Raw genomic sequence first — 19,335 nt, 5'->3', positions numbered from 1 at the left:
ACATGGATTATATTCATCAGGTTATTGTCAACAGGCGCTTCCTGTCAGGCGCTTGATCTTTCTTGGCATCGGACCGCTGACAGGCCGCTATGGACGTGGTACGTCGGGCAAGCGCCCTTGGCACCACTTCCACAGCGATGTCATATCGCCTCCTGCGCGCTGCTAATGCGTGATGGAGGCGAAGCGCGGTTCGCGTATTCGTGAACGAGGTCGCTGGAATGTTGCGTATTGCTGGCGTATGTCTGCTTGTTGGTATCGTGGCTGGCTGTGCTGGAACGCCCCAAGAAGAGCCCCCCGCCGATTACTTCGGTACATCCCTGCCGTCTCTCGACTATGATCCGCTGATGTCGCCGGTCGACAACTCCAACCGCGAACTGCGCAGTTTCCAGCGCCCGTCACCGGCGCTGGTGCGCCAGGCGCTGCTGGCCCAGCACGAGCGCTGGGTGGGCACCCCCTATCGCCTCGGCGGCGAGGGCCAGGCCGGCATCGACTGCTCGGCGCTGATGCAGCACGTCTTCAACGACAGCTTCAGCATGGACCTGCCGCGTACCACCGAGTCCCAGGCGCTGCAGGGCAGCCGTATCGAGCGCAGCGAGCTGCGCCCCGGTGACCTGGTGTTCTTCCGCCCGCCGGGGCCCTACAACCACGTAGGGGTATACGTCGGCGACGGCTACTTCCTGCACGCCTCCACGTCCCAGGGGGTGATCCTCTCCGAGATCGACAACGTCTACTGGCAGCGCCACTATTGGCAGTCGCGGCGGCCCATGGAGCCGACCCAGCTGGCCCAGCGCGCGGCCTGGCGTCAGCGTGGCTGATCGGGGTGCTCGAGCACGAAGTCGACGAAGGCCTGCTCGGCCCGCGACAGGCCGCTGCCACGGGCCCAGGCCAGGGACAGCGCTAACCATGCCCGGGGGGCGAACGACACCGCGGCGAGCCCCGGCTCATCGATCACCCGGCGCAGGAAGGTGGTAATGCCGAAGCCCTGGCGAACGATGGCCTTGGTCAGCGGGATCAGGTTCGACTGAAAGGCCACGTCGGCATGGTGTCCGCCCGCCTCGGCCAGGGCATCGACGAATTCTCGGTGGAAATAGCCGTCCTGAAACAGCACCAGCGGCTCGCTGAAGAAGTCTGCCGGTGAGACGCTGGCGCGCCCCGCGAAAGGGTGATCCTCCGGCACGCACACCACCATCTCCTCGCGCAGGAAGCGACGCCGTTCCAGCCTCTGGCTGGCGGCATCGTCGATCACTACGCCCAGATCCAGCTCGCCTGCGTTGATCATGTGCTGCAGGCGACGGGTGCCGGCCTCGACCACCGTCAGGCGGATGCCTGGGTGACGCGCCTTGAAGCCCATCAGCAGCGGCGGGAAATAGTAGGAGCCGAGCATCGACGGGATGCCGATGCGCACCTCGCCCTTGACCAGGCCGTGCAGCTCGCGCATCGCCAAATGAGTGGCCTCGGCGCGCTCGAGCAGTGCCTTGGCGTGGGCATAGAGTGCTTCGCCCTCGGCGGTGAGGCTGATGCGCCGCTCATGGCGATGGAACAGGCTGAGCTCGAGGCGCTTCTCGAGATTGGCGACAGTCTGGCTGATCGCCGACTGAGCGACGTGCAGTTCGCGGGCGGCGGCGCTGAAGCCGCGCTGGTCGGCGACGCTGACGAAACACTGCAGGGCGCGTAGATCGAAAGGCAGGCTCATAAGCAAATCCGATGACGGTTATCAAAAGTTGCTGTTTGGCTTATTGGTGCGAGGCATTGATCATGCTCCTGCCACTCGGAGACGTCCATGATCGAAGCCCATAGTCGCGCCTGGTGGCGCGCAACCCTGGCCCTCTGCCTGGGATCCTTCACGGTATTCATCAATCTCTATGCGCCGCAGCCGCTGTTGCCCGAGCTGCGCCAGGTATTCGGCATCTCGACCCTGGCCGCGGGGCTGGTGATGTCGGTGTCGACGCTGACCCTGGCGCTGGCGCTGCTGGTATTCGGCACGCTCTCCGATGCCATCGGTCGGCGTGGCATCATGCTGGTGACCTTGCTGCTGACCACGCTGTGCAGCCTGGGGCTGGCGCTGGCGCCGGACTACCACACCCTGCTGTGGCTGCGTGCCGTTCAGGGCTTCGTGCTGGGCGGCCTGCCGGCGGTAGCGATCGCCTGGATGGGCGATGAGTTCGACAGGCGCGCGCTGATGCTGGCGGTTGGGTTATATATCAGCGCCAATACCCTGGGCGGCATCGGCGGCCGGGTAGTGGGTGGCTTCGCCGCCGATCTGGGCGGCTGGCAGGCCAGCTTCGCCACCGTGGGGGCGGTCAGCGTGGTATGCGTGGCGCTGTTCTGGAAGCTGCTGCCCAGGTCGCGCCACTTCGAGCCGCAGCCGTTCCGCCTGACGGTGGCGCTGGGCTCCATCGCCGGCCACCTGCGCAATCCGCTGCTGCTGGGAGCCTATTTGCTCGGCGGGCTCAACTTCATGGTCTTCATCAACCAGTACAGCTACATCACCTTCCGCCTCAGCGAGGCGCCCTTCGGCCTCACGACCCAGTGGCTGGGAATGATCTTCGTTACCTACCTGGGGGGTACCCTGGGCGCCTCGCTGTCCGGGCGGGCCGCCCAGCGGCTGTCGCAGCCGCGCTGCATGATGCTGGGTATTGCGATATTTGCCGCCGGCACCCTGCTGACCCTGGCCGGCTCGCTGGCGGCGATCATCATCGGACTGACGGTCAACGCCTTTGGCTTCTTCTTCGCCCACTCGACGGCCTCGAGCTGGGTAGGGCGCCAGGCCAGGACGGCCCGCGGCAGCGCCTCGGCGCTCTACCTGGTGTTCTACTACGTCGGCGCCAGCCTAGGCGGCTTCTACCTGGAGCCGTTCTGGCAGCTGGCCCACTGGTGGGGCGTGGCGCTGGCCTCGTGGCTGGTGCTGGTGGTGACCCTGGCACTGGCCGTATGGCTAGCGCGCCAGGAGCGCCGCCTGGCGGAGAAGGCTTAGATTGAAACGTCGCCGAGCGCAGCCAGTTGTTAGGTGAAGCCTACAGGCCGCCGGCCTCATCCCCCCAGATCTCTTCGAGGCGTTCGACCCGGCCGCAGGCCGACTTGTAGAAGCGGTAGCGCAGCGGGTTCTCCTGATAGTAGTTCTGGTGGTACTCCTCGGCCGGATAGAAGGCCTCGAAGTCGTTGATCTCAGTGGCGATGGCACGCTCGAAACGCTCGGCTACGGCGTCGCGGCTGGCCTCGGCCAGGGCGCGCTCCTCGTCGTTGGCGGTGAAGATCGCGCTACGATAGGCCTCGCCGGCGTCGCAGAACTGACGGTCTTCAACGAAGGGGTCGATGTTGCGCCAGAACACGTGCAGCAGCGTCTCGTAGTCGACCTGCGACGGGTCGTACTCGACCTTGACCACTTCGGCATGCCCGGTGCCGCCGGCCACTACCTGCTCGTAGCTGGGATTCTCGACGTCACCGCCGCTGAAGCCGGAGGTGGTGGCGAGCACGCCATCGACGGCGTCGAAGAACTCCTCCACGCACCAGAAGCAGCCACCGGCGAAGACCGCCTCGGCGGGTGGCTGGTTGGCCTCCTCGGCGTGGGCAGCGAGTGGCAGCAGGGCGAGCAGGGCATAGCGAAGCGGACGAATCGATGGCATGGTAATTGACCGATTGCGGGACGATGTCTGCTTTGATGGCCTGATGGCATAGGGGTTCCCCGGGTATCTGCGGCTGCCGGTGTAAGGAAGCGAGGCCCCAACGCGACTTAGCGCCAACCTGAATGCGCAGTAACCTCTAAGAATAGGACGCCGGGGGCGTGCGTAACCTGAGGTCCAGGCAGATACCCCGATCATGGAGAGACGAGCTTGGCACAACGACGACTATGGATCCTGGCCGGCATCGCGCTGGTAGTGGCGGCATTCTTTATCAGCGGCGCGCACCAGTGGCTGACCCTCGACAACCTAAGGGCCAATCAGCTCGAGTTCCAGCGCTGGTTCGGCGAACGGCCGCTGCTGGTCGGCGGCGGGTTCTTCCTGATCTACACGCTGATGGCCGGGCTGTCGCTACCCGGGGCAACGCTGCTGACGCTGCTCGGCGGGGCGCTGTTCGGCTTCGGCTGGGGGCTGTTGATCATCTCCTTCGCCAGCACCCTGGGCGCGACCCTGGCCTTCCTGATCGCGAGGACCCTGGCCCGCGGCCCGCTGGAGCGGCGCTTTGCCTCCCAGCTTGACAGCATCAACCGCGGCATCCAGCGCGAAGGCGCACTGTATCTGTTCACCCTGCGTTTGATTCCGCTGTTCCCGTTCTTCGTCATCAACCTGGTGATGGGGCTGACGCGAATGAAGGTGGCGACCTTCTACTGGGTCAGCCAGCTGGGCATGCTGCCCGGTACCGCGGTGTTCGTGAACGCCGGCCGCGAACTCGGCAGCCTCGAGTCGCTGGGCGGCATCCTGTCGCCGACGCTGATCGCATCGTTCGTGCTGATCGGGCTGTTTCCGCTGCTGGCACGCTTCACGGTGGAGGCGATCAAGCGTCGCCGGCTGGCCAAGGCCTACCACCGGCCGCGCAGCTTCGACTACGACATCGTGGTGATCGGCGCCGGCTCGGCGGGGCTGGTAGCGAGCTACATCGCCGCGGCGGTCAAGGCGCGGGTAGCGCTGGTGGAGCGCGATGCCATGGGCGGTGACTGCCTGAATACCGGCTGCGTGCCCTCCAAGGCACTGATTCGCGCCGCCCGCGCCGCCCATGAGGCGCGTCAGGCCAAGCGCTTCGGGGTTCATCTCGACGAGCCCGAGATCGATTTTCACGGCGTCATGGGGCATGTTCACGAGGCCATTGCCAAGGTCGCGCCCCACGACAGTCCAGCGCGCTATCGCGGTCTGGGTGTGGATGTGGTGCACGGCGCGGCGCACCTGCAGACGCCCTGGGAGGTACGCGTTGGCGAGCGGGTGCTGACTAGCCGCCATGTGATCATCGCCAGCGGTGCGCGACCGCGGGTGTTGCCGCTGCCGGGCATCGCCGCCGACGAGATGCTGACCTCCGACAACCTGTGGCAGCTCGAACGGCTGCCCGAGCGGCTGGTGGTGATCGGCGGTGGGCCGATCGGCTGCGAACTGGGCCAGAGCTTCGCGCGGCTGGGTAGTCGGGTAAACCTGGTGGAGGAGGCCGCACAGCTGCTGCCGCGGGAGGACCGCGACGTCGCCGCGGCGCTCGAGGCCGGGCTGCGCGAGGAGGGCGTGGCGTTGCACCTGGGCTGCCGCGCGGTAGCGGTAGAGCCCGGCCCCAGTCACGCCGACCGCGGCAAGGTGCTGGTCATCGAGCGCGGCGACGGCAGCCAGGCACGCATCGTCTTCGACCGCCTGCTGATGGCGGTGGGGCGCGAGGCCAACGTGACGGGGCTGGGACTGGAGGCGCTGGGGATTGCCACCCGCGCCAACGGCACCCTCGACGTCGACGAGACCCTGCGCAGCGTACACCCCAATATCTGGGCCTGTGGCGACGTGGTGGGGCCCTACCAGCTGACCCACGCCAGCGCCCACCAAGCCTGGCACGCCACGGTCAATGCGCTGTTCGGCGAGGTCAAGCGCTTTGCGGTCAGCTACCGGGCGCTGCCGGCGGTGACCTTCAGCGACCCTGAGGTGGCACGGGTCGGGCTCAGCGAGCGCGAGGCCGAGGCGCGCGGGGTGGAATACGAGTTGACCCGCTACGAACTCGGCGAGCTGGACCGCGCCATCGCCGACGGCCACGACCGCGGCTTCGTCAAGGTGCTGACGGTGCCTGGCAAGGATCGTATCCTCGGCGCCTGTGTGGTCGGCCACGGCGCTGGCGAGTTGCTCGCCACCTTCACCCTGGCGATGACCCGCAATATTGGCCTCAACAAGCTGCTGGCGACCATTCATCCCTATCCGAGCTATTCGGAGGCGGCCAAGGCCAGCGCCGGTCAGTGGAAGAATGCCCACAAGCCCGAGCGTGTGCTCGAGTGGCTGGCGCGCTACTTCCGCTGGCGGCGGCGCAGCGGCCGCCTGCACCTGATCGACACCCATGAGGAGCCGCGCTGATGCTCGACCGCTGGACCATGCCGTTGACCCAGGCCCCGCTCAGACGCCTCGCCGCCGCGGCGTCAACGTGCAGGGTGAGCCCCGACCAGGTCAGTGTGGCGGCCTTCGCGGTGGGTATGTTGGCGCTGCCGTTGCTGGCGCTGGAGTGGTACCTGCCGGCGCTGGCGGCGATCCTGCTCAATCGCCTCGGCGATGGCCTGGACGGCGCCCTGGCGCGGCATACCGGCCGTACCAGCGATGCCGGCGGCTTTCTCGATATCGGCTTCGACTTCGTCTTCTACGCCGCGGTGGTGCTGGGCTTTGCGCTGGCCGACCCGGCGGCCAACGCCCTGGCCGCGGCGCTGCTGCTGTTCGCCTTCATCGGCACCGGCACCTCGTTCCTGGCCTTCGCAATCATGGCCACCAAGCACCGCCTGGAGCGGCCCCACTTCGAGTCCAAGGCCTTCTACTACCTGCACGGGCTCACCGAGGGCACCGAGACGCTGCTCGCCTTCGTGCTCTTCTGTCTGTTTCCCCATCATTTTGCGCTGCTGGCCACGCTGTTTGCGGTGGCCTGTTTGATCACCACCGCGACTCGTCTGTGGGGCGGCTATCATACCCTGCGCGCCCAAGCGTCTCAGCTCGAGGCTAACAGCTGACCCCGCTCCAGCCGCACTCGGCGCTGGCAGAGCCGCTGCAGCAGCGCCGCGTCGTGGCCGATCACCAGCACTCCCAGGTTTCGCGCTTCGGCCTCCTCGCGCAGCGCCTGCCATAGCGCTGCCTGGGTGATGGCGTCGAGCATCGAGGAGATCTCGTCGGCGATCAGGTAGCGTACCCCGGGCGCCAGGCCGCGCAGCACCACCACCCGCTGCAGCTCGCCGCCGGACAGCTCGTGAGGGTAGCGCTCGAGCCAGGCGTCGCCGATGCCGAAGCGCCGTCGCTGTGCGGCACTCGGCGACCAGGCCTCATTCAGTACGCGGTCGATGCGCCAGCGCGGATTGACCGCCAGCTCCGGCACCTGGGGTAGCCACTGCACCGGGTGCAGGCCGCGCCGCGGCAGCGCTGCGCCGTCGAGCCGCAGGCTGCCGCGGCGAGGGGCGAGATGCCCGGCGAGCACCTGGCCGAGGGTCGACTTGCCGGCCCCCGAGGCGCCGCTGAGGCCGAGCCACTCTCCGGCTGCCAGCTGCAGCGAGATCCCGCGCAGCACGCTCTCGCCGCGCCGATAGCCGAGGGTGATGTCGCAGGCTTCAAGCAAGCTGGGCGGCCTCCCGGGCAGCGGGGCGGGCGAAGTCGTTGTCGGGCAGGGCCCGCCACAGCGCTCGGGCGTAGTCGCTGGCCAGCGCCTCGCCGCGGCCGTGGAAGGCCCTGGCCGGCGCGGTTTCCAGAGTGGTGCCGGCGTGGAACACCGTGACCCGGTCGGCCACGCGCAGCGCATGGCGCAGATCGTGGGTGATCAGCAGCACGCCCTTGCCGGTGTCGGCCAGCCGGCGCAGCTGGTCGAGCACGCCGTCGCGATGCTGCGGGTCGAGGCCGACGCTGGGTTCATCGGCGATCAGCCACTCGGCATCGCCGGCGGTGGCCATCGCCAGCAGTACCCGCCGCGCCATGCCGCCGGAGAGCTGGTGGGGGTAACGTCGTGCGCTGTCGCCGACCAGGCCGAGTTGCGCCATGGCGCGCTCGGCGGCCGCCCACGGCGCGGCCGCACCGCCACGCTGTGCCGCCCAGGCGACCTGACGATGGCTGCGCACCAGCGGGTCCAGCGCCGCCAGTGATTGCGGAATCAGCGCCAGGCGCTTGCCGCGCAGCGCCGCCTGGCGTGCCGCGTCCAGCGGCTCGCCGTCGAGCCATAGCTCACCACGGCGCCGGGTGTTGCCGGGCAGTAGACCGATCAGGGCCTGGGCCATCAGGCTCTTGCCGGCCCCCGAGGCGCCCACCACCGCGTGGAGCTCACCGCGGGCCAGGGTCAGCGATACGTTGTGCAGGCAGGTAACCGTCTCGCGGCGCCACAGGCCGCGGTAGCGCAGGAAGTCGAGGGCGAGCTGGCGGATCTCGAGCATGGTCAGGCTCCGCTTCATGAGGTTGGGGTCATTGCTGGGCCTCGCGGGGGGTGAGCAGCCGCCGCAGGGCGTTGCCGAGGCGGTCGAAGGCCAGCACCAGCAGCAGCAGGCCGAGCCCCGGGAAGACGCCCAGCCACCAGTAGCCGGCGCTGAGATAGCGCAGCGATTCGGCGAGCAGCACGCCGATGGCGGGCTGGCCCGGCGAGAGGCCGAAGCCGAGAAAGGTCAGCGCCGCCTCGTGGAGGATTGCATGGGGAAACAGCAGCAGGCCGCCGACCAGGCAGTGGGGCAGCAGCGCCGGCAGCAGGTGATGGCGGATGATGTAGCCGCGGGACTTGCCGAAGCGACGCGACAGGCGCACATAGTCGGCCTGCCTTAGCTGCAGCAGCTCGGCGCGCAGCACCCGGGTCAGGCTCGGCCAGTGGGTCAGCGCCACGGCGATGATCACCGCCTGGGTGCCGCCGCCCAGGGCGAAGGCGATCAGGATCAGCAGGATTAGATGCGGCAGCCCCAGCACGCTGTCGACCAGCAGCCCCACGCCGACATCGGCACGCGGCCCGAGGCACGCCAGGGCCGCCAGGCCCAGCGCGATCAGGCTGCCGAGCAGGGCCGCCGCGGCACCCACCCACAGGCTCAGGGTAAGGCCCTGCAGGGTGCGCGCCAGGAGATCGCGGCCGAGCACGTCGGTACCGAACCAGTGCTCGCCGCCGGGGGCCAGCAGGCGGGCCTGGAAGTCGCTGGCGGCGGCCCGTTCGGCGAGCGAGGGCTGGGCGATCAGCAGTGCGACGAGGGCGGCCAGCAGGGCCAGTGCTCCCAGCGCCAGGCCCAGCCGCGGATTGCCGCGCAGGACCCGTTGCGACGTCTTGGCCTGTGCTGCGCCGCTCACTGGTACACCTCGCGCAGGCGTGGGTCGACCAGCCGATAGAGGCCGTCGGCCAGGGCATTGCCGAGGCTGACGAACAGCGCGGTGAACAGCGCAATGGCCAGCAGCAGCGGCACGTCGCTGCGCAGGCCGGCCTCCACCGTGGCGCGGCCCAGGCCGGGGTAGGCGAACACCTGCTCGACCAGGATGGCACCGCCGAACAGCTCGCCCAGTGAGGCGAACGCCAGTGTCAGCGCCGGCAGGCAGGCGTGCCGCGCGCCGTGGCGCCACGCCACTTCGCGGCGGCTGGCGCCCTGGGCGAAGGCGTGCAGGGCGATCTCGGAACGCATCAGCTCGAGCATCCGCGCCCGGGTGTGCAGGGTGATCTGGGCCACGCCGAGCAGCGACAGGGTCAGCGCCGGCAGCAGCAGGTGGTGGAGGCGGGTAGCCAGGCCCAGTTCGTCGCGGGTCACCCCGGCAGGGCCGGCGCAGCATACCGGGGTCCAGCCCAGCGTCACCGAGAACAGCAGCAGCGCCAGGATTGCCAGCCAGAAGGTCGGCGTGGAGGCCAGGGTGTAGGCGTAGCGGCGGATCCAGCGGTCGGCCCAGCCATCTTCGCGGGTACCGGCCACTACGCCGAGGATGAAGCCGAATAGGGTGGCGCCCAGCCAGGCGCTGGCCAGCAGCGGCAGCGAGGCCAGGAAACGGCTGCCGATCACCTCGCCGACCGGGGCGTTGTAGACCCGGCTCCAGCCCAGCTCGCCGCGCATCAGGTTGCCCAGCCACAGCCGAAACTGCTGCACTGCCGGCTGGTCGACGCCCCAGCGCTCGGCAATCAGCGCCCGCTGCTCGGGGCTGACCTGGGCCAGCTGCGGACCGAGGTAGGCGTCTACCGGGTCCACCGGCGAGGCCTGCATCAGGCCGAAGGCGGCCAGTGCGACGATCCCGAGCACCGCGATCAGGCGCAGCAGTCGCCGGCCTAGCGCGGCGATCAGGCAGGTCATCCCTCGCACTGCCACTGCCAGTCGAGCAGGTTGGCGGTGATCGGCCAGCCGTGGCCGTGGGGGGCGATGCCCAGCTCACCGAGGTCGAGGCAGTCGTCGACGAAGTAGAGGTGCTCGAGGTTGACCAGCCAGGCCCAGGCGGCGTCGCCGCGTACGCCGTAGCCCTCTTCGCCGTCCCACTGGGCCGCTCGCCAATGGGGCAGCGAGGCGTCGAAGTTCGCGGCGCTCTGGGCCGCCTCGAGGTGGGCGTCGACGGCCGGGTTGGCATACAAGCCGCTGTTGTAGTAATCCTGCCCGGCGTGCTGGCTGTGATAGAGGTAGTAGATCTCCTGCGGGCTGTGGCTGCCCCAGCCGAACAGGATGGCGTCTTGATGCAGCGCCTCGCGGCGGATCTCGTCCCAGTGGCGGCCCGTCGGCTCGACGGCGATGCCCAGCGGGCGCAGCAGTTCGGCGACGCTCTCGGCGAGTAGCTGGCGGGTGGTGTCGCCGGCGGGGTAGGTGAGGCGGAAGCGCGCCGCCTGGCCGTCGCGCCAGCGCAGGCCATCGTCCTGCAGCTGCCAGCCCGCGGCGTCGAGTCGCTCGGCGGCGGCCTGCAGGTCGCCGTCGTCGAAGCGCTCGGCGGGATCGGTCCATGGCAGGCCGTCGGCGGGGCCGTAGGCCGGCTGGCCGAAGCCGTGCAGGGCGACCTCCACCAGCAGCTCGCGGTCGAGGGCCAGGTTGATCGCCTGGCGGATTGCCGGGTCGGCGGTGACGTCGTTGCCGATCGGCGCGCCGCTTGCGCTGGTGTCGCCGCTGGCGCGCTGCATGGGGAACAGGATGCCGCGGTTGTCGACGCTTTGCATGGCGACCCGGCGCATGCCTGCGGGCGGTTGGGCGGCCAGCGCCGGCGCAATCGCGGCCAGCTGCAGGTCGCCGGCATTGGCGGCGGCCAGCGTGGTATCCTCGCCGGTGAAGCGGAACACCAGCCGTTCGAAGGGCGGCGTGTCGCCATAGTAGTGGGGGTTGCGTTCGACGATCAGCTGCTCGCCCTCCTGCCACTCCACCAGGCGGTAGGGACCGGAGCCCAGCGGCGCGCGAGCGTAGCCGTCGTGGTAGCCGTTGTCGCGGTCGGCGTGGGGTACGATGCCCAGGGTATAGAGGGTATCGACGAAGGTGATGCGCGGCTCCGTCAGGGTCAGCCGTACGCGGTGGTCGTCGAGGGCCTCGGCGCTGGCCAGTACGCTGAGGTCGGCGCGCCCCCCGGCCCGGGCTGCAGCGTTGAAGGTGAAGGCCACGTCCGTGGCGGTCAGCGGCGTGCCGTCGCTGAAGGTAGCGTCGTCGCGCAGCTGCAGGGTCCAGCGCAGGCGGTCGTCGGACAGCGACCAGTCGTGGGCCAACTCGGGCTGGGTGGCAAGTTCGGCATCGCGACTCAGCAGCGTCGACTGGAACAGCGGATGGCCGTAGTGACCCCAGCCCAGCAGCGGGTCGAAGCCGTCATCGGGTTCGCCGCCAATGGCCAGCACCAGCTGCGAGGGAGCACCGGCGACCAGCGGGCTGAAGGCGATGGCCAGCGTCGCGGCGGCGAGCCAGCGAAAACGCGATAGCGACATGATCGGATCCTTGGCTTTTTGCTTACCCTAAAGTCGACGAAGTATGAAGTCTAGACAATAACATCATACTCGCGTGGCGACCCACGCGAGCGAGGAGAGTGCAATGCAGCGGGTAACGGTGACCTTGGACGATGCCCTGATGGCGGACCTGGACCGATTGATTGCCCAGCGTGGCTATCAGAATCGCTCCGAGGCGATCCGCGACCTGGCGCGGGCGGGAATCAAGGAGACGGCCCTCGACGGCGACGCCGAGCAGCCCTGCGTGGGAGCGCTGGTGTACGTCTACGATCATGCCGCGCGGGAGCTGGCCAAGCGCCTGACCCACCACTCCCACGCCCACCACCACCTGACCGTCTCGACCCTGCACGTGCATCTCGACCACCACAGCTGCTTAGAGGTGGCGGTGCTCAAGGGCCGCGGGCGCGAGGTACAGGGGTTCGCCAGCGAGGTGATCGCCGAGCGCAGCGTGCGCCATGGACAGCTGGTATTGGTGCCCCAGGGGGGCGATGGTGGGACCTGAAACGACGGCGGGGCAGCCGATGGCTGCCCCGCGTGTCGGGTCGAGCGTGGCGAGCGTTTAGTGCTCCACGCCGCCCTCGCCGTGCACATGACCGTGCTCGAGCTCTTCCTGGCTGGCTTCGCGCACCGTAGAGATCTCGACGTCGAAGTTCAGCGTCTGACCGGCCAGCGGATGGTTGCCATCCACGGTCACGGTGTCGCCTTCGACCTGAGTCACGGTGACCATCAGCGGGCCGCCTTGGGTCTGAGCCTGGAACTGCATGCCAGGCTCGACGCTCTCGACGCCTTGGAAGGCATCGCGGGGTACTTCCTGCACCAGCGACGGCTGGGTCTCGCCATAGCCTTCGGCTGGCTCTACGGTGACCTGCAGTTTTTCACCGCTTTCGCGGCCTTCGAGTTCCTTTTCCAGGCCCGGAATGATGTTGCCGGCGCCGTGGAGGTAGGTTAGCGGGTCGCGGCCTTCCGAGCTGTCCAGCACCTCACCTGCATCGTTGGTCAGGGTGTAGTGAAACGCGACAACGGAGTTCTGCGCAATCTGCATTGATGAACCTTTCGGTGAGTGCATGTCAGGCTAATGGTAACGTGCCGGTTGGGGGGCTGTCAGGGGCGCAGGGAATTTTTTCAGGTTTCGATTGCCCATCATGACTGGCGCTCAAGGCGCATGGCATAGACTTGCATGGGCGCCGGCCAGCTGGCGGCGAGGTTGATCGAGAAGGCATCATGCGCCCAATCGCGGGTACTTTTCATCGCCGGCATGTTTTACCCTGAGGATCATTTGTCCGCTGCGTTTCGACCTTCAACCGCTACACCATGATGGAGATTGCCGATGACCGTGACCATTATCTGGCTGATTGGGTTTGCCGCCATCCTGTTCCTCAGCCTGCGTGGCTGGGAAGCCAGCCTGAGCCCGTTTATGTCGCGCACGCTGCCCGAGGCGCTGCAGAGCAACGCCGACGAGCGCTGGGTATGGTGCCCGGCGCTGGCGATCCTGGGGGCGACCTTCCTGGTGCGCCCGGTGGATATGCTGCTGACGCTGCTGGTCATCGCCCTGGTGGCCTGGATCGCCAAGCGGCTGCTGTGCTGGGCCATGAAGAAGGCCAAGTCGCACTGAGCCAGCCAGTCATTGCCATAACCTATAAAGGCTCGCCATCTGGCGAGCCTTTATCGTTACCTTCATCACTCAATCGATACGGCGGAGCTCAGTAGGGCGCAACACTCATGCTGGCGCCGCTGCCGATCAGGCGAACCCGCTGGCCGACCTGGAAGTCGCGGTCGGCGCGCTGCACCACGACCACGCTTTCGCCATTGTCGCGGCGGACCTCCATCTCCCAGGCGCGGGTGCGATTGACCGCGTCCTCGGTGCGCGAGCCGGCCATGGCGCCACCGATGGCGCCGGCGGCGGTAGCCAGCTGGCGGCCTGAACCGCCGCCAACCTGGTTGCCGAGCAGGCCACCGATGACCCCACCGCCCAGAGTGCCGATCACGTTACCCTGCGGGCTGTCGGCCTGGATCTGCACCTGGCGCAGCGCGGTGATGGTGCCGTAGGCGACGCTCTGGCCAGTCTGGGCCTGGCTGCCGCGGTATACGTCGCCGCCATAGGGCGCGGTATTGGCACAGCCGGCCAGTGTCAGCATGCCCAGGGCAACGACGGGAATAAGGCGTTTCATGGGAGCTCCTCCGATGATCAAACAGATTATGAAACGGTGTTTTCAGCGAGTTTAATCCCACTTGTCCGCTTCGACCAGCGCTTTACGCTCGAGTGCCCCCAGTGTAGGCCCGTCAATCGACAAACAATAAGGAAAGGCGCAAAAAAGGGGAGGCGGCTGCCTCCCCAAGTCACTGTCATGCCATGCGAGCTGCGCGTGTTGGCGTGAATCAGCCAAACTGGTTCATGGTGTTGTCCTTGCCGCCGGCCTTGAGTGCGCCGGCACCGGAGAAGTACTCCTTGTGATCGTCGCCGATATTGGAGCCGGCCATGTCCTGGTGCTTGACGCAGGCCAGGCCGCTGCGGATCTCCTTGCGTTGGACGCCAGCGACATAGGCCAGCATGCCCTCTTCGCCGAAGTAGCCCTTGGCCAGCTCGTCGGTGGAGAGTGCCGCGGTGTGGTAGGTGGGCAGCGTGATCAGGTGGTGGAAGATGCCTGCCTCGCGGGCCGCGTCGCGCTGGAAGTTGCGCGTCCACTCGTCGGCCAGCGTGGCCAGTTCAGTGGCGTCGTACTCGGCGCTCATCAGCTGGTCGCGGTCGTAGGCCGAGACATCCTTGCCTTCGGCCTGCCAGGCGTCGAACACCTGCTGGCGGAAGTTGAGGGTCCAGTTGAACGACGGCGAATTGTTGTAGACCAGCTTGGCGTCCGGTACCACCTCGCGGATGCGGTTGACCATGCTGGCGATCTGCCCGACGTGGGGCTTCTCGGTCTCGATCCACAGCAGGTCGGCACCGTTCTGCAGGCTGGTGATGCAGTCGAGTACCACGCGGTCCTCGCCGGTACCCGAGCGAAAGCGGTAGAGCCCGTTGGCCAGGCGCAGCGGCTTGCGCAGCTCGCCGTCCAGCTTGATCACGCTGTCGCCCTCGCGGATGTCATCGATGGAATCGATCGGCGTGGTGTAGAGGAAGCTGTTGTACTGCGCGGCCAGGTCCCCCGGCTCGGTGCTGACCGGCAGCTTCTGGGTCAGGCCGGCGCCCAGGGAATCGGTGCGTGCCACGATCACGCCATCGTCGACGCCGAGCTCGAGGAAGGCGTAGCGCACGGCATTGATCTTGGCCAGGAAGTCCTCGTGAGGCACGGTGACCTTGCCATCCTGGTGGCCGCACTGCTTGACGTCGGAAACCTGGTTCTCGAGCTGAATGCAGCAGGCGCCAGCCTCGATCATGCGCTTGGCCAGCAGGTAGGTGGCCTCCTCGTTGCCGAAGCCGGCGTCGATATCGGCGATGATCGGCACCACATGGGTCTCGTAGTTGTCGATGCGCTTCTGGACGGCGCGTGCGGCGACGTCGTCGCCCTTGGCCTGGGCCTCGTCCAGCTCGTGGAACAGGTGGCCGAGCTCGCGGGCGTCGGCCTGGCGCAGGAAGGTGTAGAGCTCTTCGATCAGCGCCGGCACCGAGGTCTTCTCGTGCATCGACTGGTCGGGCAGTGGGCCGAATTCCGAGCGCAGCGCGGCGATCATCCAGCCCGAGAGGTACAGGTAGCGCTTGCTGGTGGTGCCGTGGTGGCGCTTGATGGCGATCATCTTCTGCTGGCCGATGAAACCGTGCCAGCAGCCCAGCGACTGGGTGTACTGGCTGGTGTCGGCGTCGTAGTCGGCCATGTCCTGACGCATGATGCCGGCGGTGTAGCGGGCGATGTCGAGGCCGGTCTTGAAGCGGTTCTGGGCCTTCATGCGCGCGGCGTACTCGGGGTTGATGGCATCCCACTTGCCGCCCTGGGCGTCGCGTAGTCGAGTGATGGTGTCGAGGTCGTCTTGGTAAGCTGACATGGGGCCGTCCTTTCTCGTCTGTTGCACTGCGGTATCACGCTGTTGGCTTGGTCGACTTCACCGGGTGCCGTGTGGGTTAGGGTTATGCTGCACCTGCGAAGTAATCTCAGGATTGACCAGGTTTCAAAGGCTGTCTGTACTGCCTTGGTCGTATCAGGCGGTAATATCAAACGAATGTTTAATGGCGACTACAAGTTGCATTGAAACAATCGTTTTAACTCATGCCTGTGATTGAACTATGGCCCATGACTACTGGGCCTCACAATCATTACTTAGCGGCAGAAGGGGTTGTAGTATGACTACAAGCGAGCCAATAATGGCTCGCTTTATGTAGTCAACTTTCCGCTATCGAGAAAGGAGGTGATGAATCAATCACCTAGGGGAAGGGACATGTTGCGGTGCGGAATTCCGGCGTCGAGAAATTCATCGCCGTAGGCAATGAAGCCGAGACGTTCGTAGAAGGGTATCGCCTGGAGCTGGGCGGACAGTTCCAGGTGGGCGTGGCCCTGGGCGCGGGCCGCTTCGATGGCGGCCTCGACCAGTCGCTGGCCCAGACCCAGGCCGCGTCCCTCCTCGAGAACCGCCACGCGCCCCAGGTGGCCGTCGGGCAGCAACCGTGCTGTGCCCAGTGCACGGCCCCCGCGGCGGATCAGGAAGTGCAGGCAAAAGCTGTCGCGGCCGTCCCACTCCTCCTCCTGAGGCACCTGCTGTTCGACGATGAACACGATGCGGCGTATCTCGCTGGCCTCGCTGCCGAGTTCTTCCCAGTCACCCTGTTCCATGCTGATGGCGTCGCTCATTGGTCATCCTCGTCGTCGTCTTCCAGTGGCCAGCCGAGGCTGCCGCGGTCGTGAAGCAGCGCGAGCAGCTCGGCGGCCCCGTCGAATTCGAGCAGCGTGGCGTCCAGCGCGGCGTCGGAGGCCAGTGCCCGGGCCAGCGGCAGCGAGCAGGTCAGGCCGTCGCCGTCGACGAACAGCGTGGCACGCGCATCGTCAAGCGCCCGCCAGGCGAAGCGCGACCCCAGGCTGCGCACCAGCTGGTCGCCGTCGTGTAGTGTCGCGACAAGCTCCTCGACTTCAATGGGGCGTTCGGCGGGTACCAGCTGGTCGACGTACTTGGGCTGGGTCATGGCCCGGCCGAACCACTGTGCCATCTGGGCGGGGTCATCGAGGCTGTCGAGGATCAGCCGGCGTACACGTTGCACTGCGGCGTCGTCGAGCTCATGGGGATCGGCAGGCGCAGCCATGCCGGCATCGCCGAAGCGCCTCGAGGCGGGCAGCGTCTCGCCGACATAGTCGGCATAGGAGGTCACCGCCTCGTCGGCGGAGGGGGCGCGGAAGCCCACCGAGACGGTCATGCAGTCGTCGGACTGGCTGACCCCGTGATGGGCCCAGCCGGGCGGCAGGTAGAGCATGTCACCGGGCTCGAGTACCCAGTCGGCGCCAGGAGTCACCTCGAAGCGTTCGAGGATGCGCAGGTCGATGCCGGCGATGATCGGGGCGTCGTCGGCCACTGGGCCGCCCAGCTGCCAGCGGCGCTGGCCGCTGGCCTGGAGCAGGAAGACGTCGTACTGGTCGACGTGGGGGCCGACGCTGCCGCCCGGCGGGGCGTAGCTGATCATGATGTCGTCGAGGCGCCAGCGCGGCAGGAAGTCGAAGTGCTCGAGCAGCGCGGCGACCTCGGGTACGTAGTGGTCCACGGCCTGGACCAGCAGCGACCAGTTCTCGTCGGGCAGGGCGGCGAAGGTGGCGTCATCGAAGGGGCCGTGCTGGACCTGCCAGGGGCCGTCGCGGCCATGCTCATCGACCAGGCGCGCCTCGATGCCTTCCTCGCAGGCCAGGCCGGCCAGCTCGTCTGGGTCGAGCGGGCATTCGAGGTCGGGCAGGGCGCCGCGGATCAGCAGCGGTTTCTGCTGCCAGACGTCGCGCAGGAACTCGCTGGCGGTAAGGCCGCCGAGCAGTTGTCGCGGGGAATCAGAGGGCATGCGTCGTACCTCGTTGCAAATATTGGAAGCTGCGGGCGGGCGACGCGGCTGTCCCCGGCGCCGTTCATCCTGTCCCGCGCTGACCCGTCGACAGGCCTGCGAGGGGGCGCTGTGAATACGTCCCTGTACGCTACCTTTTGCCGTCCCTGGCAAAAACCCCCTCTGCGACCTGTCCCCGGCACCGCTTATGCTGTGTCGCGGCTGACCCGGCGACAGGCCTGCGAGGGGGCGCTGTAAATACGTCCCTGTACGCTACCTTTTGCCCTGCGGCGCTCTCGCATCCTGCTCCGCTTGCAGGACCGGGGCTGGCCATCCATGGCCAGCCCGTTCGGCGGGAAGAAGATACACTGGATCTTCTTCTCTTTCCGCCTCACCCCTGGCAACCCCCCCCTCTATGGCCTGCCCCCGGCGCCGCATGCCATGGCCACCAGCTTCCAGCTTAAAGCTTGCGAGCTTGCTCGGCGGCGTTGCCAGTATAGGTCGCCGGGCTGAGCGCCTTCAGCTCCACTTTGACGTCCTCTGGAAGTTCCAGGGTGTCGATGAAGGCGGCGAAGCCGGCCTGGTCGATGCGCTTGCCGCGGGTTAGTGCCTTGAGCTTCTCGTAGGGCTGTTCGATGCCGTAGCGGCGCATCACCGTCTGGATCGGCTCGGCGAGCACCTCCCAGCTGGCGTTGAGGTCTTCGTCAAGACGCGAGGGGTTGGCCTCGAGCTTGGAGATGCCCTTGAGCGAGGCCTGGTAGGCGATCAGGCCGTAGGCCAGGCCGACGCCGAGATTGCGCAGCACCGTGGAGTCGGTGAGGTCGCGCTGCCAGCGCGAGATCGGCAGCTTCTGGGCGAGGTGGCCGAGGATGGCGTTGGCCAGCCCCAGGTTGCCCTCGGAGTTCTCGAAGTCGATGGGGTTGACCTTGTGCGGCATGGTCGAGGAGCCGATCTCGCCCTCGACGGTGCGCTGCTTGAAGTAGCCCAGCGAGATATAGCCCCAGACGTCGCGATCGAAGTCGATCAGCACGGTGTGGAAACGGCAGATGGCGTCGAACAGCTCGGCGATATAGTCGTGGGGCTCGATCTGGGTGGTGTAGGGGTTGAAGGTCAGCCCCAGGCCCTCGACGAAGGTGCGGGCATTGGCTTCCCAGTCGACCTCGGGGTAGGTAGTGAGGTGGGCGTTGTAGTTGCCCACCGCGCCGTTGATCTTGCCGAGGATCTCGACGCCCTCGATCTGCTTGAGCTGGCGGCGCAGACGGTAGGCGACGTTGGCCATCTCCTTGCCGAGCGTCGTGGGACTGGCGGTCTGGCCGTGGGTACGCGACAGCATCGGCTGGGCGGCGTGCTCGTGGGCGAGTGCGGCGATGGCGTCGGCCACCTCGTGCATCACCGGCAGTAGGCTCTTGAGCCCGTCTGTCAGCATCACGCCGTGGGACAGGTTGTTGATGTCCTCGCTGGTGCAGGCGAAGTGCACGAACTCGCTGATTGCATGCAGTTCGGGCTGCTCGGCGATGCGTTCCTTGATGAAGTACTCCACCGCCTTGACGTCGTGATTGGTGGTGCGCTCGATCTCCTTGATGCGTGCGGCGTCGGCTTCGCTGAAGTTGGCCACCAGGGCGTCGAGAAAGGCCTTGGCGGCCGGCGACAGCGGCGGCACCTCGGCGATGCCGGGCAGCGCGGCCAGCGCCTCGAGCCAGCGTACCTCGACGGTGACCCGGGCGCGGATCAGGCCGAATTCGCTGAAGTGTTCGCGCAGCGCCGCGGCCTTGCTGCCGTAGCGGCCGTCGACGGGGGAGAGAGCGGTCAGGGAGGAGAGCTGCATGGTCGGGACTTCCTGGAGGTTGGGACGGGCCGTCTGTTTG

19 protein-coding genes are annotated in these 19,335 nt (G+C 67.3%); 6 read left to right on the top strand and 13 right to left on the bottom strand.

All coding sequences use genetic code 11. The features are described from left to right. The first annotated feature begins 218 nt into the window (after window positions 1-218). Window positions 219-815 (top strand): C40 family peptidase, encoded by a 597-nt coding sequence (locus CK498_RS04830; RefSeq protein WP_095619732.1) that lies wholly within the window; start codon window positions 219-221, stop codon window positions 813-815. Here CK498_RS04830 and CK498_RS04825 read toward each other — a convergent pair. Then, on the bottom strand, window positions 803-1,693 hold the full coding sequence (locus CK498_RS04825; protein ID WP_095619731.1) for a LysR family transcriptional regulator: 891 nt from the start codon (window positions 1,691-1,693) through the stop codon (window positions 803-805). The two genes, CK498_RS04830 and CK498_RS04825, sit on opposite strands and share 13 nt — an antisense overlap. Window positions 1,694-1,780: 87 nt before the next feature. Here CK498_RS04825 and CK498_RS04820 point away from each other — a divergent pair, with 87 nt between their 5' ends. Further along, a complete protein-coding gene (locus tag CK498_RS04820; protein WP_095619730.1) occupies window positions 1,781-2,974 on the top strand; it encodes an MFS transporter in 1,194 nt (397 codons plus the stop codon). 40 nt (window positions 2,975-3,014) lie between these two features. Here CK498_RS04820 and msrA read toward each other — a convergent pair whose 3' ends face one another. Beyond that, window positions 3,015-3,623 carry a peptide-methionine (S)-S-oxide reductase MsrA gene (msrA, locus tag CK498_RS04815; protein ID WP_095619729.1) on the bottom strand — a complete coding sequence of 203 codons (609 nt, stop codon included), beginning with the start codon at window positions 3,621-3,623 and terminating at the stop codon, window positions 3,015-3,017. Between the two features lie 207 nt (window positions 3,624-3,830). On the opposite strand from msrA, the gene CK498_RS04810 reads away from it, so the two are divergent. Together CK498_RS04810 and CK498_RS04805 are read left to right on the top strand one after the other, a co-directional pair. After that, window positions 3,831-6,023 (top strand): FAD-dependent oxidoreductase, encoded by a 2,193-nt coding sequence (locus CK498_RS04810; protein ID WP_095619728.1) that lies wholly within the window; start codon window positions 3,831-3,833, stop codon window positions 6,021-6,023. Continuing rightward, complete coding sequence (locus tag CK498_RS04805) at window positions 6,023-6,661, top strand: CDP-alcohol phosphatidyltransferase family protein (protein ID WP_095619727.1); 639 nt, start codon at window positions 6,023-6,025, stop codon at window positions 6,659-6,661. Before CK498_RS04810 ends, CK498_RS04805 begins: the two co-directional genes overlap by 1 nt. Here CK498_RS04805 and CK498_RS04800 read toward each other — a convergent pair. From CK498_RS04800 to CK498_RS04780, 5 genes are read right to left on the bottom strand one after another with little or no spacing between them, the layout of a single operon-like run. Then, complete coding sequence (locus tag CK498_RS04800) at window positions 6,640-7,257, bottom strand: ABC transporter ATP-binding protein (protein ID WP_095619726.1); 618 nt, start codon at window positions 7,255-7,257, stop codon at window positions 6,640-6,642. The genes CK498_RS04805 and CK498_RS04800 overlap by 22 nt on opposite strands. After that, window positions 7,250-8,077 (bottom strand): ATP-binding cassette domain-containing protein, encoded by an 828-nt coding sequence (locus tag CK498_RS04795; protein ID WP_229358964.1) that lies wholly within the window; start codon window positions 8,075-8,077, stop codon window positions 7,250-7,252. Before CK498_RS04795 ends, CK498_RS04800 begins: the two co-directional genes overlap by 8 nt. Before the next feature lie 10 nt (window positions 8,078-8,087). Next, window positions 8,088-8,945: an ABC transporter permease gene (locus tag CK498_RS04790; protein ID WP_229358963.1), complete on the bottom strand. Its 858-nt coding sequence runs from the start codon at window positions 8,943-8,945 to the stop codon at window positions 8,088-8,090. Then, a complete protein-coding gene (locus CK498_RS04785) occupies window positions 8,942-9,925 on the bottom strand; it encodes an ABC transporter permease (protein ID WP_095619725.1) in 984 nt (327 codons plus the stop codon). Before CK498_RS04785 ends, CK498_RS04790 begins: the two co-directional genes overlap by 4 nt. Next, window positions 9,922-11,514 (bottom strand): ABC transporter substrate-binding protein, encoded by a 1,593-nt coding sequence (locus CK498_RS04780; RefSeq protein WP_095619724.1) that lies wholly within the window; start codon window positions 11,512-11,514, stop codon window positions 9,922-9,924. Before CK498_RS04780 ends, CK498_RS04785 begins: the two co-directional genes overlap by 4 nt. Before the next feature lie 103 nt (window positions 11,515-11,617). On the opposite strand from CK498_RS04780, the gene nikR reads away from it, so the two are divergent. Beyond that, the gene (gene nikR, locus CK498_RS04775) at window positions 11,618-12,034 is read left to right on the top strand and encodes a nickel-responsive transcriptional regulator NikR (RefSeq protein WP_095619723.1); all 417 of its coding nucleotides are present in this window, start codon (window positions 11,618-11,620) and stop codon (window positions 12,032-12,034) included. Between the two features lie 57 nt (window positions 12,035-12,091). Here nikR and CK498_RS04770 read toward each other — a convergent pair whose 3' ends face one another. After that, window positions 12,092-12,574, bottom strand: a complete 483-nt coding sequence (locus CK498_RS04770) for an FKBP-type peptidyl-prolyl cis-trans isomerase (RefSeq protein ID WP_095619722.1) — start codon at window positions 12,572-12,574, stop codon at window positions 12,092-12,094. Between the two features lie 285 nt (window positions 12,575-12,859). On the opposite strand from CK498_RS04770, the gene CK498_RS04765 reads away from it, so the two are divergent. Then, window positions 12,860-13,144: a hypothetical protein gene (locus CK498_RS04765; RefSeq protein WP_095619721.1), complete on the top strand. Its 285-nt coding sequence runs from the start codon at window positions 12,860-12,862 to the stop codon at window positions 13,142-13,144. Window positions 13,145-13,232: 88 nt separating this feature from the next. On the opposite strand, the gene CK498_RS04760 is transcribed toward CK498_RS04765, so the two are convergent. From CK498_RS04760 to purB, 5 genes are all read right to left on the bottom strand, one after another. Then, complete coding sequence (locus tag CK498_RS04760; RefSeq protein WP_095619720.1) at window positions 13,233-13,700, bottom strand: outer membrane lipoprotein; 468 nt, start codon at window positions 13,698-13,700, stop codon at window positions 13,233-13,235. Between the two features lie 208 nt (window positions 13,701-13,908). Continuing rightward, window positions 13,909-15,507 (bottom strand): isocitrate lyase, encoded by a 1,599-nt coding sequence (locus CK498_RS04755; protein WP_095619719.1) that lies wholly within the window; start codon window positions 15,505-15,507, stop codon window positions 13,909-13,911. 368 nt (window positions 15,508-15,875) lie between these two features. Continuing rightward, the gene (locus CK498_RS04750; protein WP_095619718.1) at window positions 15,876-16,307 is read right to left on the bottom strand and encodes a GNAT family N-acetyltransferase; all 432 of its coding nucleotides are present in this window, start codon (window positions 16,305-16,307) and stop codon (window positions 15,876-15,878) included. Next, window positions 16,304-17,491: a cupin domain-containing protein gene (locus CK498_RS04745; protein ID WP_095619717.1), complete on the bottom strand. Its 1,188-nt coding sequence runs from the start codon at window positions 17,489-17,491 to the stop codon at window positions 16,304-16,306. The genes CK498_RS04750 and CK498_RS04745 overlap by 4 nt, the downstream gene beginning before the upstream one ends. 439 nt (window positions 17,492-17,930) lie before the next feature. Next, entirely contained in the window at window positions 17,931-19,295 is a 1,365-nt protein-coding gene (gene purB / locus CK498_RS04740; RefSeq protein ID WP_095619716.1) for an adenylosuccinate lyase, read from the bottom strand. Window positions 19,296-19,335 lie beyond the last annotated feature (40 nt).

It is taken from the genome of Halomonas salipaludis (genome assembly GCF_002286975.1).
Classification (GTDB): domain Bacteria; phylum Pseudomonadota; class Gammaproteobacteria; order Pseudomonadales; family Halomonadaceae; genus Franzmannia; species Franzmannia salipaludis.
This window is presented reverse-complemented; position numbering and strand designations above follow the sequence as displayed.